The sequence below is a fragment of the Shewanella waksmanii genome, from assembly GCF_043643685.1.
Classification (GTDB): domain Bacteria; phylum Pseudomonadota; class Gammaproteobacteria; order Enterobacterales; family Shewanellaceae; genus Shewanella; species Shewanella waksmanii_A.
Map to the genome: position 1 here is coordinate 39,519 of NZ_JBHZSN010000016.1, position 13,835 is coordinate 53,353.

Here is a 13,835-nt window from a genome sequence, read left to right on the forward strand (position 1 = left end):
AAATATCCGAGATCTGACTATCTTAGTGCAAACAGTTTACCTTTCAAAACAGCTGCTTCAAGGGGTTTTACTTTTGCTTACAAGTTTCACATGTTGATAACATGAAAGCGCTTTCCCGATCTCGAATATAAAGTATTGTAACCTACTGAAATAACGCTAAATGCGTGGATTTTATTGGCTATTTTTAAGCTAAACTATATTTCAAAGTGTAATGCCCCATAATCAGGCTCTAATGCGACAAGCTGTAACAAATCCTGTTGATTTAACGGCTTAGACATATAAAAACCTTGTGCATATTGACAGTCCATTTGGCGAAGAGACTGATATTGATGTTGAGTTTCGATCCCTTCTGCAATCGTCGCAATATCCAATGTTTTAGCTAGACTTAAAATCGCGTCCAATATTGCTTGATTGCCCTCACCCGCTTCCATATGACTGATAAACGAGCGATCTATTTTCAACGAATCAAACGTATATTGTTGCAGATAACTAAGTGATGAGTATCCTGTGCCGAAATCATCCAACGAGATGCTGATCCCCATGTCTCTAAGGCGACTGATGGTTTCTTGGGTTTCTTTAACCGAGCTAACAATGGTTTGCTCGGTGATCTCAACAGTAAGACGCTTTAGTAATTCAGGCGAGTCGGCAAAGAACTGATTAAACCGTGCAATCAGCTTACTCGAGTTAAACCCTTCACCTGAAATGTTGATACTTAACTTAAAATTCTCTGGTAACTTAGCTTGTTGATTGGACAAGAACTGCCATGCTTGTTTAATGACGTAATTATCCAGTTTCCCCATCAGCCCTGCCCGCTCAAACTCGGGTAAAAATCGCGCGGGTGAAATGGCGCCAAGCTGAGGATGTTGCCATCTTATCAAGGCTTCTGCACCAATAATCCGACCACTACTTAACGCCACCAACGGTTGATAAACTAAATATAGCTGCTGTTCTGAAACGGCTTGATTAAACTCAGTTTCCAATTTATATGATGAAGTTTGGCTACGCTTATTGATATCAAAACAGTAAACCTGACTGCGCCCTTTAAGCTTTGCTTGGTACATGGCCTCATCGGCATTTACCAATAGTTGCTCTGCGCTGTCGCCACCATAAAAGTGTTCAGCTATGCCAATGCTAACCGAGACCATCACCTCTAGTCCGTCAATCTTAATGGGTTTGTTCAGCACTTCTATAATTTTCTGAGCAGTGCGTTTAACTTCATCAACACTAAATATATCTTCAATAAGTATGGCAAATTCATCACCGCCTAATCGACACAAGGTATCTTGCTTGCGTAAACAGGCATTAATTCTATTACTCAACTCTATCAACAACTTATCGCCAATGTGATGACCATGACTGTCATTAATTTGTTTAAACCTATCTAAGTCGAGATAACAGATGGCTAAGCCCAATATGCTGTCTGCTTCGATATTATCGATGGCATGACTAACACGGTCAGCAAACAACAAGCGGTTAGGTAATTTGGTCAATGGGTCATGTAACGCCAGAAATTCCATTTTTGACTTGGCATTTTTCCGCTCAATAGCATTGCGAATATGCTTGGCGACAAACATCAGAAGCTGTTTATCATTTTCAGTAAATAGGTAGCTGTCACTGTAACTTTGCACCACAACAATACCGCGGAAATTTTCATCTCCAAATGGCACACCTAACCATGCCTTAGGTATTGTTCCTTTTACCGTTAACAATCCCTTTTGAATCATATGCTGAATTTCACTTTCGCAAACAAGCAATGGCGAGTTTCTCTGTAGCACATAACTGGTGATACTAACGACTTCGTCATGCAATGGTAATGTGCGACCCTGAACATCATTATCAAACTCATCGGCATAATAAGGCAGTTGAACACTTGCCGAATCATTGTCGAGTAGCCCCACATAAAAATTCTTAGCAAAAGTCAGTTTACCGATACAACTATGCAGCTTTTGGTAAAAACCGCTCATGCTATCGGTTTCAAAAATGATTTCAGCAATTTCAAACAAAGAATCTTGGATTTTGCTGCTGTATTCCAGCTCTTTTACGGTGCGTTGTAGTTGCTGTAAAGTCTGTAGTTTTTGAATTTTTACCGCGGCAATCGATGCTAATGCGAACACTGTTCTTTCATGCTGTTTGTTGTAGAAATCTTTATCTGGGTGCTCTGAGTCAATCACGCCAACAACTTTACCATCGGCAAGCATCGGAACCGCCAACTCAGATAACCTGACTTCGTCATCGACAATGTATTCCGGGTGAAGGCGAGTATCGCTTATACGAATGGGGACTCTTTCACGGGCGGCTTTTCCGACAATGCCATCATTAATAGGAATGGCAATTGGTGACAAAATAAGTTTGCCCGCGGGGTTTTTATTACCAAAGCTGGCCTTCTGCACCAAGTGCTGACGTTCGCTATCCATCAAATAGATAACGATATCATCTAGACCTAATTGTGAAACAACATTGTGTGCCACATGCCAGAGGATGTCATCAACGGTTTTCGCGCTAAGCAAATCCACTGCAAATTCACTGACAATCTTAAGATTTGTCGCTTCTATTTCTTGTAACTGAAGCAATCGCTTCATAGAGTCGCTCCCTACTACTATCAGGCAACCTTTCTTATTATAGTCGTCCAGCTAATTGAGACGTTAAAGCTAGAGTCATTGCTCACTATAGGTTACCCGCCTCACTGGCGCAACAACTTGTTAACATGGATAGTGAAATAAGCGCAGGTTTTTACCACCTATCAGCCATAAAAAAAGAGGCCAACAGGCCTCTTTTTATGCTTGAGATGATGAGAATATTTAGCGGACTTTTCGGTCCTCACTCATCAATTCAGCTAATCCGTCATACACTGCTTCAACCACTTCATTACTTAATGGTTGATCTTCAGCATTGTGAAGGTCGATACGGGTTTTACCCGCTTCTTCAGCATCTTTGAGTAGTAAGCGATAAGAGCCTTCATCTATCGGCAGCTTTTTCTCGCTCCATAATGAGCTCCAGAAACCTGAATCGTCGGTGACATTGATATAGTACAAGCCCTTGTTGCTATCCATATCAACAATTTCAAACCCTAGTTCAGGTAGTACTATTCGCAGTCTATCCCAAGTACGTTTGAAAGGAGCATCGGCGATCCAATAGCTTGAGCTAGCTTGCTCTTCTTCATCCACTTGGCCTTTAACCAAAGCTACATCAATACCTAGGCTCTCTTTCAAGCGCTTCGCTTTAAGGGCTTGTGCTCGCTTAATACTGATATAGGCAACAGCATTGTTCAGCATATCGATGGTATAGCGACGTTTATCTTCACCACTTAAGAACACATCTTTCTGATTACCATCAAAGCTTTCTTCATGCTCAATCAAATCGATCAACAAACTACCGCTTCTACCATGGGGGCGCACATCAACATCAAATTGATAGCGTTGACGCAACACATAAACCTCATCACTGCCCCAGAAACTAGAGTCAATGACCTGTTTATCCTCAATCCAACCCGTTTCTATGATACCGGCTTCATAATCTTCTTTAACGATATCAATAGATTTGCTGGCGAAGTATTCTTTCAATACGTTATACAGCTCTTCTTTAAGATCGATATCATTGTCGATAGATTCAACAACAATCTTAATATTTTCACTGCCCTCTTCTACATGGGTACCTTCAGCCATTGGCAGTACTTGCAAAGGAGGACGAATATCTAACGTTTTACCAACTAATGTGCTATCAGCCTGGTTACCTAATTCTGGGATCTGATATTCATTGCTATAGGTAGGCTCATTTAAGCCCTCTGGGATTACCAGTAGCGGCGTGGTTTCAACGTTGACATAATCTTCAGAGCCATTGGCTTGACGTCGATCAACGGGAGTACTACACGCAGTGGTAACGGCGAGCAATAGTAATACAGGGGTGACTTGCTTTAGCATTTTATAGGTTAACCTCTATTCGGGCATTTTTCATCGCTTCTAGCAACAGACCATGATTTGGGGTAGAAAGTTCCGTTAACGGCAAACGAATATGACCATTGCTGATCAAATTCATCTGTCTAGCCGCCCACTTTACAGGAATAGGGTTAGCTTCACAAAATAAGGCACTAAACAGCGGACTAATCTGCTTCTCTATAGTCTTTGCTAGTTCAGAATCACCCGATAAAGCAGCATCACACATCTGCTTAAACGCGTTAGGCACAATATTATTGGCCACAGAGATAACACCATTGCCGCCCAGTGTTAGAAATTCACGTGCGGTGGCATCGTCACCGCTATAAAGCATGAACTCATTGCCGCATAACTCACGTAAACGTGCGACTCGACTCACATCACCTGTAGCCTCTTTAACACCGATGATGTTTTTTACATCAACCAGTTGAGCGATGGTCTCTGGCTGCATGTCAACGGCAGTACGGCCAGGCACATTGTATAAGATTTGTGGAATATCTGTCGCTGCTGCTACCGCTTTATAATGGGCAACAAGTCCAGCAGGAGAAGGCTTATTATAATAAGGAGTCACGCCTAACATCGCAGCGACACCTACTTGTGATTGGCCTTTGGTTAACTCAATGGCTTCAGCGGTAGCGTTGGCACCGTTGCCACCGATGACAGGAATGCGGCCTGCAGCGAATTTGACGGTTTGTGAAACGACTTCAATGTGTTCTTTTATGGGTAGAGTCGCTGACTCGCCTGTGGTACCAACTGCTACTATGGCGTCAGTACCTTGGGTGATATGGTACTCAACTAACTTTTCAAGACTTGCATAATCGACTGAGCCATCACTATTCATTGGTGTGATTAAGGCTACAATGCTTCCGTTTATCATGATACTTCCCCAAGGATTCAGGACTGGCTATGGTACTTAGGCTCAAAGGTAAAAACAAGCACTACAACGTAATGTTGAAACTTATCGTATTTGAGAACAATATACTCTTGATTTCTTGAACAGATTACGTCGACGGGGCTCTCAAAACCAGCAAGTTATGCTAACATTGCGCCCTCGAAATTTTCACCCGGCCAATTTGGCGGGATAATGTACAAATAACAGCACTACTATGAGGGAAGCTTCATGTCTAACCATCTAGTCATTACTGCACTGGGTAGCGACCGTCCAGGAATTGTCAGTAGGTTTGCTCGACTAGCCAGTGAGTGTGATTGCGATATTGTTGATAGTCGGATGGCCTTATTTGGCAATGAATTTACGTTGATTATGATGATGTCAGGATCATGGGCCTCAATCACCAAAATGGAAACCAGCTTACCTGCATTAAGTGTTGAACTAGAGTTAATGACTGTCACCAAGCGCACTTCAAAGCATACCCCACGTAATTACGTTAGCCGCTTAGAAGTCACATTTAATGGTAAAGATCAGCGCGGTACCATGAAGAAAATCACCCAATTCTTAGCTGACCGCTCACTTGATCTTGCTGCCGTTCGCTCTCATGCTGAAGAAGACAGTCAAGGCTCTCCAATCCAAAACGTATTTTTAACCATCAATGTGCCAGAAAAGGTAGACATTGATAAACTCGAAATATCGATCAACGACCTTGCAGCAGAAATGTCTTTAAGCTGTCAAATAGAACGCATGCAAGGCATAGAAAACAACTAAAAAGGCGAGAATACAGATATGAATACTTTGAAGGTTGGTGATGTCGCACCGAGTTTTAGTTTGCAAAACCAGTTTGATCAATCATGTGAGCTACAACAAGCATTAGAACAGGGTCCAGTACTCGTCTATTTTTATCCAAAAGCACTGACTCCTGGTTGCACAGTTCAAGCCTGCGGTTTACGTGATAGCGCCAGTGAGTTAAATAACCTTAAGGTTACCGTTTTTGGCATTAGCCCTGATCCTGTTAAAAAGCTTGCTAAATTCTCAGAAAAACATGAACTGAATTTCTCACTACTGAGCGATGAAGACCATGCTATCGCTGATGCGTTCGGTGTTTGGGGAGAAAAGAAATTCATGGGTAAAGTATATGACGGTATCCACCGCCTAAGCTTTCTCATTGGGCAAGACGGTAAAGTCGCCCACGTGTTCAACAAGTTTAAAACTAAAGAACACCATGAAGTCGTGCTATCACACCTTAAAGGTGAATAAGATAAAAAAGCCCTCATCGCGATGAGGGCTTTTTATTATGGTTAATTAAAATAGGGAAAGATCAAACCAAAACCAATAGCCCACATGGTTAACCATATAAACCTATCTAAGTAGCACCAAGATTTAGGGTTTTGAAACAATGGGCTCAAAAAGCGAGCGCCAAAGCTCAAGCTGAAAAACCAGATAAAAGACGCAAGTACAGCGCCTGCACCAAACATTGAACGCTCATTACCAGCAAACTGAGTACTGATACTGCCAAGTAACACTACCGTATCAAGGTAAAGGTGCGGATTAAGTAAACTGATGCCTAAAGTGGTTAACACCGCAGCTTTAAGAGTTTGCCCCTTATGTTGCGTCGCTTGCTCCATCGTATGTTCGGTAAATGATGACTTTAATGCCATTGCACCATAGATAAACAAAAATAACGCCCCACCGATGCTGGCAATATCTTTGACTAACGGAAAAGCTTGGATCAAATGACCAAAACCTGCCACCCCTGCCATTATCATTACCGCATCTATAAATGAGCATAATGCCGCAATTGGCATAGGATGCTGGCGCTTTAACCCCTGCTTTAATACAAACGCATTTTGAGCGCCGACTGCCATAATTAAGCTTGCGCCTATCCCTACCCCTTGAACGAAAGCGTGCACTGATTTTACTCCAACAACTAAATGAATAGCCGCAGTTTAGTGATAAAACAAAAATAAATATAACTAATAATTTTAATGCCTCATAAGTTATACTTATAACAAGATTAAGGAGATTATGATGTTCGATTACAGCCAATTGCATGCATTATCGGTAGTCATTGCGCAAGGTAGTTTTGAGCGCGCGGCAAACATATTGTGTATCACCCAATCTGCGGTTTCTCAAAGGATAAAACAACTTGAAGAACGTGTAGGGCAAACACTCGTCATTCGTTCAAATCCGGTCACAGCGACTGATTTTGGTAAACGGCTATTACGCCATTTTGCCCAAGTACAGCTGTTAGAAGATGAACTCAATCATGAAATTGGCTATCAAGATATCAATGTGCCAGTAAAAGTCAGTATTGCGGTTAACGCTGATACTTTAGCCACATGGTTTCTACCTGCACTATCAAGCGTATTTAAACGTCACGGTTGGCTACTTGAGCTCATTATTGATGATGAATCCCACACTCACCACTTACTCAAAACCGGCGACGCAGTCGGTTGCGTAACGACAACCTCTAAAGCTCTGGCTGGCTGCAGCAGCGACCATTTAGGCGATATGCGTTACCTTTGTGTCGCAACGCCCGCGTTTTACCAGCAATATTTCGCAGACGGCGTCAACCGCAAAACCTTGGCAAAGGCTCCTGCTGTAGTATTCAATACCAAAGATCTATTGCATCAAAAATTCCTAGCACAGCATTTCTCCATGAAACCGGGACAATGGGTAGAACATCAAATCCCATCATCAGAGAGTTTTTTAGAAGCCATTAAATTGGGCATGGGCTACGGGCTAGTTAGTCATTTACAAGCGAGGGAATGGATAGATAGTGGTGATTTAATTGATATGAGTCCAAGTTCACATATGGATGTGTCTTTATATTGGCAGCATTGGAACATTAAAGCTAAACACACCAGCATTATTTATCGCGCACTAGCATCCGTTGCCAGCAAACAATTGATCTAGCCCCTCAATCCAGTTTGCACGGAATTGAGGAGCTAGGGGTAATTTGGATTAATCCTGCTGAATGTCTTTGGCCTCTTCCTCTTCAGGAAGCTTTGGCCAAGCATTGATCACAGCTTTTACCAGCGAGGCTAAAGGAATCGCAAAGAACACGCCCCATACTCCCCACAATCCGCCAAATACTAATACTGCCGCAATAATAAATACCGGGTGCAAATCGACTGCATCGGAAAACAAAATCGGCACCAGCAAATTACCGTCTAAGGCCTGAATAATGCCATAACCTAACATTAGATAACCAAATTCCGGGCTAATACCCCATTGGAAAAATGCCACCAAGGCAATTGGCAGTGTCACCAATGTGGCACCCACGTAGGGAATTAACACTGACAGTCCGGTTAATACCCCAAGTAACGCCGCATAGCGTAAATCCATAATGGCAAAAAACAGATAACTGACGACACCAATGATGATGATTTCAATAACTTTACCGCGAATGTAATTGAAGATTTGTTGGTGCATTTCATACCAAACTTTACGTGCCAAATCACGATTGGTTGGGATAAAACGTTTACTTCCTTGAATTAACGTGTCTTTGTCCTTTAGAAAGAAAAACACCAATAAAGGTACTAAAATGGCATAGACCATCAGCACTAGCAGTGAAGCCGAATAACCTAACAGTTGCTTACCAAAATCTAATAAATGTTGTGTATCCAACATTTTTTTCAGTTGGTTGACCATGCTATCAAGCTGATCTGCGGCAATAAATTGCGGATATTGATTTATATAACCTTGTGCAGTGATTAACCCTTTATCAATCATACTGGGCAGATCCGATATCAACGCGACACCCTGACGCCAGACACTCGGCATTAATACCAAGGCCACAAGCAGCATTAATCCAACAAACAACACTAATACAAGTGACGCGGCCGTCGAGCGGTTCATCCCCAGTCGTAGCATTTGCGCAACGGGCCATTCCAATAGAAAGGCCAGCACTAAAGCCACAAGCAATGGCGCTAACAAACCGCCTGCAAAATATAAAATGAGCGCTAAACCAATGATGATCATCACCAGGGTGACCGCTTGTGGATCGCTAAAGCGCGCTTTGTACCATTTACTTAATAGGCTTAACATTCACATTCCTAAACTTAGGTGGCAAGCCACCCTATTGCCAAAATTTTCACTGCTCCGCTGCATGCAGTACACTATTATTATTTTCTATTTCTATCACATAGTGATGCGCTGTATCACTGACTATACGATAGGGATATTGTGCTTTTTGTAAAAAGCGGGGAACATCTTGCCGACTTCCAGAGTCAGATAAGGTAACAGACAAGACCTTTTGATGTGGTAACTCTTTTAACGCAAGCTTCAATTTTACCAAGGCTAACGGACATTTATACGGAGTTAAATCAAGAAAAATCATAATCAACTTGCTAAAGACAAACTAAGGCCATTATCCTTAGTCTCCGATGAAAGCTCAAGCTATGATTGCCAGACATCGAGTACGACAAACAATAATAACGATTTACACGCTATTTGGGCTAATTTCAAAAGTATGTTTTTGTATCAACAGTAAAAATATACTGCTAATAACGTAAGAAACTGTAAGGATTCGCTTGATTAATAAAATCAAAACCAAAAAGCAATTGCTAGCAGGCATCGCCTCATTGATGTTTAGTGTCACCACGCCAATGGCCTTTGCAAATAATGATCTGCCTGATTTAGGTACCGCGGCAGTCAATACCTTTAGTTTGGAAAAAGAGATTGAGTACGGTGATGCCTATATGCGGGTGATACGTTCATCGGCACCTGTTGTTAACGACCCTGTACTTAATCAGTATCTTACAGAACTTGGAAACAAATTAGTGGCACATGCCACCGGAGTAAAAACGCCGTTTTATTTCTTCTTATTGCGTAACGATGAAATTAACGCATTTGCTTTTTTTGGTGGTCATGTTGGCGTCCATACCGGTTTGTTTCTTAATGCCGATAATGAAAGTCAGTTAGCCTCAGTACTTGGCCACGAAATTACTCACGTTACTCAACGCCACTTAGCACGATCTATTGAAGCGCAACAAAAAAGCTCCACTGCGACAATGGCTGGAATGTTAGGCGCTATTTTGTTAACCATTGCTGCACCTCAGGCGGGTATGGCAGCGCTTGCAACAACCCAAGCGTTAGCTACTCAGGCGCAAATAAACTACACGCGCTTACACGAAAAAGAAGCTGATCGCATTGGCATGCAAATTCTGGTTGATGCGGGTTTTGACCCTAATGGCGCAGCAGATTTTTTCTCAAAGTTGGCATCACGGTATCGGTTTACATCTAAGCCACCACAAATGTTACTTACTCACCCCCTGCCCGAGTCTCGAATTACCGAAGCTCGTAACAGAGCAGCACAATACCCACATCGTTATATTCCAGATAATCTAGACTATCAACTCGCTAAATCGCGTATTCAGGTGCGCTTTAGTAGCTATAGCGATGATGCTGCCCTGATGCTGTTTGAACGCCAGTTACAAAGACATAGTTACGAGTTCCGTGAAGCTGCGTTATACGGAAAAGCATTGGCGCTCTTTAGAATTAAGCAGTTTGACAATGCCGAGTCCATTATTGACGACCTGTTAGCAAAAGATAAAAACAACCTGTTCTATATCGACACCAAAACAGATTTACTCATCGAAAAAGAAGACTTTGATGGCGCAATCGCGTTGCTTGAACGTCACCGCCGTTTAAAACCAACATCATCGGTTATTAATACCAATTTAGCCCATGCCTATATAGAGGCTGGCAAGGCCAGTAAAGCAATACCTCTGCTTGAAGAAATGATCTTCTTGGATCGACAAAACCAGCTGCCGTTATTCTTATTAAGTGATGCTTACAAAAAAACCGGCGATAAGGCGATGGAACATTTCGTCAAAGCTGAAACGATGGCGCTAGGTGCTGATTACTCAGGTGCAATTGACCAACTCAATTTTGCCTACCGGCTGTCTGAAAAAGATCCACTACAACTTGCAAGAATTGAGGCACGAATTAGACAATTTAAACAGTCTAAGAAAGCCATTGAAGCACTTCAATAGCTGAAAAAATGAGCGGGTGTTTTGTGACTCCGCTCAACTTTTCAAGTATCATAGCGCAAACAATAAATTTAAGGTTTTCGCTATGACTGACGTTAGCATTATTCACAACCCTCGCTGTTCAAAAAGCCGTCAAACCCTTGCATTACTTGAAGAAAACGACTGTAACATCACCGTAATTGAGTATTTAAAAAATCCACTCACGGTAGCTGAAATCCAAGATATACTCGTAAAACTTGACATTAATGCTCGTCAAATGATGCGCACCAAAGAAACTGAATATAAAGAACAAGACTTAGCCAAGGTTGAAGATGAGCAAGCGCTTATTACAGCAATGGCTAACACGCCAAAATTGATCGAGCGCCCAATAGTGCTAGCGAATAACAAAGCGGCTATCGGTCGCCCACCTGAAAATGTACTTACTATTTTATAAGAGCAAATTATGAACACCACCTCTTTATTCCATTGGTGTCGAGCAGGCTACCTGTTGTTGGTCGCCATGCTTACAGGCTGGTTTGTTAATAAGGGGGTCACTGGTGAATACTCAATGGCATTTAGCCTACTTTGGGTTTTACCCTTATTAACGCCAATCAAAGGCATTTGGCAAGGCAAACCCTACACCTATGCTTGGGCAAGCTTTATTTTATGTTTGTATATGCTGCATGGTTTAACCCTACTTTGGGTTACAGAGCAATACCTCATATTTGCCATTGCAGAAGTGTTACTTCTGGCGCTGTTAATGCTAGGTTTCCCTTTCTATGCCCGGTTAAGGGGACGAGAACTCGGATTAGGTTTAAAAAAACGTAAAAATAAAGGCGCTTAATGGGCGCCTTTTTTACGGCTATTGGACAACAAAGCTCAGCAAATGAGAGGGTTAACATCAAATAAAGTGACAGCTTTGCAACAAGCATGTAATGTAATTGCAACCAAGCATAGTAGCGGTTTTGCGTTGCTATATAAGTATTGCGATCGACCCCTGAACGATAAACGTATAAAAAATTAACGGTTGTTCGCCCAGCATCCAAATTGAGTCGATGCGTAAGGAGCTTTCATGAATCATATAAAACTGCTTTCTCTGGCGGTATTACTGGGTCTTACTGGTTGCGGAGGTGGCAGCGATGATGGCGGTAACACTGATCCTATCACCCCGCCACTGCCAGAGTTAGGCCGATGTGCAACCCAAAGTGAGCTACTCACAGTCGAAACGACGTCGGCAGTCAGCTTTTTGGTCGAGCCAGATTACTTTCAAAATCAACCAGCCAGTGTTATCGCGCAAATCCCTAATGTGCCAAGCCGTGAACTCAACTTTGAGTGGCAACAACTTGCCGGCGAGCCGCTTGAGCTTAACAGTGTAAGATCACCCGTACTGAATTTTGAGGCAATGCAAAGTGGCAGCTATCAGTTTCAGGTCAATATAACTAGTAGCAACATTAACCATACCGAGAACATCACTGTCGATATTAATCAGCCTGGTTCGAATGTCAAAGTAAGAGCTGACCACCAAGTGGTTTCAGGCAACGGCGTCAGCGTTAGAGCCGCAAAGGTAAATAACCAACTGGTTGAAAACCTCAGCTGGTGTGTCGCAGCCGGCCCAAATGTTGGCTTAGATTTAACAACACCAGAGCGGCCTTTATTTACCGCCCCCAATGTCGACCAAGATACGCTGATTATTTTACGCGCTACCGGTGACGTGCAAAACGTCACACAAAGTGATGATGTAAGTATTCTAGTCACAGCCCAACAGTCAATTAGCTCACCGTATTTTGACGAGCCAGTTGCACGCACTTTTGCCTACAAAGCCGATTCACCTTATGCGTCAGCACTTGAGCAATGTGTTTACTCAAATCAGCTTAATCAACCTTGTGCGCTCAATTCACTCCCTTTAATCGGTCAACAATCACAGCCTGCTGATAAACAAGGCATATTAGATAGAGTATTGGTTTCTCACCAGTGGATGGGAGAAAATTTTGAACGCTTCTTGATGGAGCTCGATCCTCATGATGATTTTGCTACTTTATTGCAATCCGTCACAGCCATTGTCATCAGCTACGATATCCGCCCATCATTTTACTGGGTGCTAACTGGTGCGATTTATCTTGATCCAAACGATTTATGGCTTACCCCTTATCAGCGAGACACCATCAATGAAGCTCCCGATTATCGAGCTGGCTTTAGCAATGAGCTAGGATTTTTAATGCCATGGCGCTATGTCAAAGATAATCAATATGTGTCTTATATTGATGATATATCGATGCGAAACAGCCGCGATTTGCAGCAATTGAATGCCGATCTTGCATCATTGCTATACCACGAATTGGCCCATGCGAATGACTTCTTCCCCCGTAGTGTCCATAGCTCATTATCCGGCCCAACATTGTACGACGACTATGTTAGACGCAATGACAACCAGTTGTTAGTTTCTGATCAACTAACAGCACAATACCCACTTAATAGCCAAGAGTTATTTGATTTAGCAGATGTACGCTTTAGAGGCGAGTCGGCTACAGAAGTACAAAAAGCCTACACACCAAGCGATATAAGTGGCTTTTTTAGTGCTGATCGCGCCTCAGACTCCTATGCTTACTCAACTTCGCGCGAAGATGCCGCGATGTTGTTAGAAGAGGCTATGATGAGTCACCGATATGGCATATTACGTGATGTTGGTGTAACAGATAGCCCAGATAACGCGACAAGTAGCAATATTACCGTTGATTGGGGACAAAGGGGTCGAATAGGACAACTGATCTTAGAAAGTCGTGCGGCATTAGTTATCAACCAAATGTTACCCGAGCTTAATGGCCAAAGTGTTGTTCAAGCGTTACCCGCACCAATCCCTATGATTCAAGGGCAAAGCTGGGCTGACAATCTCACCCTAGAAACTACAAATAACGCTGTATCCGCTCAACCCAGCGCGATCAGTAGATTTAACGGTGTTGCCCCTGTTGAAACGAGCGTAGATAGACCGCTTCAATTAAGTGGTAGTAGGCACCGCTAACGGGTTAAAGCAGATAAGAGATG

Annotated in this window: 13 protein-coding genes; 7 read left to right on the forward strand and 6 right to left on the reverse strand. The window is 42.6% G+C overall.

Annotation, left to right across the window (positions count from 1 at the left end; translation table 11 throughout):
* Positions 1-194: 194 nt before the first annotated feature.
* The 3 genes from ACHUFW_RS19370 to dapA form a co-directional block, all read right to left on the reverse strand.
* Complete coding sequence (locus ACHUFW_RS19370; protein ID WP_394205433.1) at positions 195-2,579, reverse strand: bifunctional diguanylate cyclase/phosphodiesterase; 2,385 nt, start codon at positions 2,577-2,579, stop codon at positions 195-197.
* Between the two features lie 219 nt (positions 2,580-2,798).
* Positions 2,799-3,917 (reverse strand): outer membrane protein assembly factor BamC, encoded by a 1,119-nt coding sequence (gene bamC, locus ACHUFW_RS19375; RefSeq protein ID WP_394205434.1) that lies wholly within the window; start codon positions 3,915-3,917, stop codon positions 2,799-2,801.
* A 1-nt stretch (position 3,918) separates the two neighbouring features.
* A complete protein-coding gene (gene dapA / locus ACHUFW_RS19380) occupies positions 3,919-4,806 on the reverse strand; it encodes a 4-hydroxy-tetrahydrodipicolinate synthase (RefSeq protein ID WP_394205436.1) in 888 nt (295 codons plus the stop codon).
* Positions 4,807-5,049: 243 nt separating this feature from the next.
* On the opposite strand from dapA, the gene ACHUFW_RS19385 reads away from it, so the two are divergent.
* Complete coding sequence (locus ACHUFW_RS19385) at positions 5,050-5,589, forward strand: glycine cleavage system transcriptional repressor (protein ID WP_394205438.1); 540 nt, start codon at positions 5,050-5,052, stop codon at positions 5,587-5,589.
* A gap of 18 nt (positions 5,590-5,607) precedes the next feature.
* A complete protein-coding gene (gene bcp, locus ACHUFW_RS19390) occupies positions 5,608-6,078 on the forward strand; it encodes a thioredoxin-dependent thiol peroxidase (RefSeq protein ID WP_394205439.1) in 471 nt (156 codons plus the stop codon).
* A gap of 41 nt (positions 6,079-6,119) precedes the next feature.
* Here bcp and ACHUFW_RS19395 read toward each other — a convergent pair whose 3' ends face one another.
* The gene (locus tag ACHUFW_RS19395) at positions 6,120-6,731 is read right to left on the reverse strand and encodes a LysE/ArgO family amino acid transporter (protein ID WP_394205441.1); all 612 of its coding nucleotides are present in this window, start codon (positions 6,729-6,731) and stop codon (positions 6,120-6,122) included.
* A gap of 118 nt (positions 6,732-6,849) precedes the next feature.
* Here ACHUFW_RS19395 and ACHUFW_RS19400 point away from each other — a divergent pair, with 118 nt between their 5' ends.
* Complete coding sequence (locus ACHUFW_RS19400) at positions 6,850-7,737, forward strand: LysR family transcriptional regulator ArgP (RefSeq protein WP_394205498.1); 888 nt, start codon at positions 6,850-6,852, stop codon at positions 7,735-7,737.
* Between the two features lie 48 nt (positions 7,738-7,785).
* Here the strand turns inward: ACHUFW_RS19400 and ACHUFW_RS19405 are convergent, their stop codons facing one another.
* Positions 7,786-8,871 (reverse strand): AI-2E family transporter, encoded by a 1,086-nt coding sequence (locus tag ACHUFW_RS19405; protein WP_394205443.1) that lies wholly within the window; start codon positions 8,869-8,871, stop codon positions 7,786-7,788.
* A gap of 46 nt (positions 8,872-8,917) precedes the next feature.
* Positions 8,918-9,163, reverse strand: coding sequence for a sulfurtransferase TusA family protein (locus tag ACHUFW_RS19410; protein WP_394205445.1), 246 nt, complete (start codon positions 9,161-9,163; stop codon positions 8,918-8,920).
* A 187-nt stretch (positions 9,164-9,350) separates the two neighbouring features.
* Here ACHUFW_RS19410 and bepA point away from each other — a divergent pair, with 187 nt between their 5' ends.
* The 4 genes from bepA (at position 9,351) to ACHUFW_RS19430 (ending at position 13,812) form a co-directional block, all read left to right on the forward strand.
* The gene (gene bepA / locus ACHUFW_RS19415; protein WP_394205499.1) at positions 9,351-10,820 is read left to right on the forward strand and encodes a beta-barrel assembly-enhancing protease; all 1,470 of its coding nucleotides are present in this window, start codon (positions 9,351-9,353) and stop codon (positions 10,818-10,820) included.
* 82 nt (positions 10,821-10,902) lie between these two features.
* Positions 10,903-11,250 (forward strand): arsenate reductase (glutaredoxin), encoded by a 348-nt coding sequence (gene arsC, locus ACHUFW_RS19420; RefSeq protein WP_394205447.1) that lies wholly within the window; start codon positions 10,903-10,905, stop codon positions 11,248-11,250.
* Positions 11,251-11,259: 9 nt separating this feature from the next.
* Positions 11,260-11,640, forward strand: coding sequence for a DUF2069 domain-containing protein (locus ACHUFW_RS19425; protein ID WP_394205449.1), 381 nt, complete (start codon positions 11,260-11,262; stop codon positions 11,638-11,640).
* Positions 11,641-11,868: 228 nt separating this feature from the next.
* A complete protein-coding gene (locus ACHUFW_RS19430) occupies positions 11,869-13,812 on the forward strand; it encodes a hypothetical protein (RefSeq protein WP_394205451.1) in 1,944 nt (647 codons plus the stop codon).
* Positions 13,813-13,835 lie beyond the last annotated feature (23 nt).

Coding starts and splice junctions, on each gene's coding strand:
- ACHUFW_RS19425 (WP_394205449.1), top strand. CDS start 11,260: ATGAACACCACCTCTTTATTCCATTGGTGTCGAGCAGGCTACCTGTTG.
- dapA (WP_394205436.1), bottom strand. CDS start 4,806: ATGATAAACGGAAGCATTGTAGCCTTAATCACACCAATGAATAGTGAT.
- ACHUFW_RS19400 (WP_394205498.1), top strand. CDS start 6,850: ATGTTCGATTACAGCCAATTGCATGCATTATCGGTAGTCATTGCGCAA.
- ACHUFW_RS19410 (WP_394205445.1), bottom strand. CDS start 9,163: ATGATTTTTCTTGATTTAACTCCGTATAAATGTCCGTTAGCCTTGGTA.
- ACHUFW_RS19430 (WP_394205451.1), top strand. CDS start 11,869: ATGAATCATATAAAACTGCTTTCTCTGGCGGTATTACTGGGTCTTACT.
- ACHUFW_RS19385 (WP_394205438.1), top strand. CDS start 5,050: ATGTCTAACCATCTAGTCATTACTGCACTGGGTAGCGACCGTCCAGGA.
- ACHUFW_RS19370 (WP_394205433.1), bottom strand. CDS start 2,579: ATGAAGCGATTGCTTCAGTTACAAGAAATAGAAGCGACAAATCTTAAG.
- ACHUFW_RS19405 (WP_394205443.1), bottom strand. CDS start 8,871: ATGTTAAGCCTATTAAGTAAATGGTACAAAGCGCGCTTTAGCGATCCA.
- bamC (WP_394205434.1), bottom strand. CDS start 3,917: ATGCTAAAGCAAGTCACCCCTGTATTACTATTGCTCGCCGTTACCACT.
- arsC (WP_394205447.1), top strand. CDS start 10,903: ATGACTGACGTTAGCATTATTCACAACCCTCGCTGTTCAAAAAGCCGT.
- bcp (WP_394205439.1), top strand. CDS start 5,608: ATGAATACTTTGAAGGTTGGTGATGTCGCACCGAGTTTTAGTTTGCAA.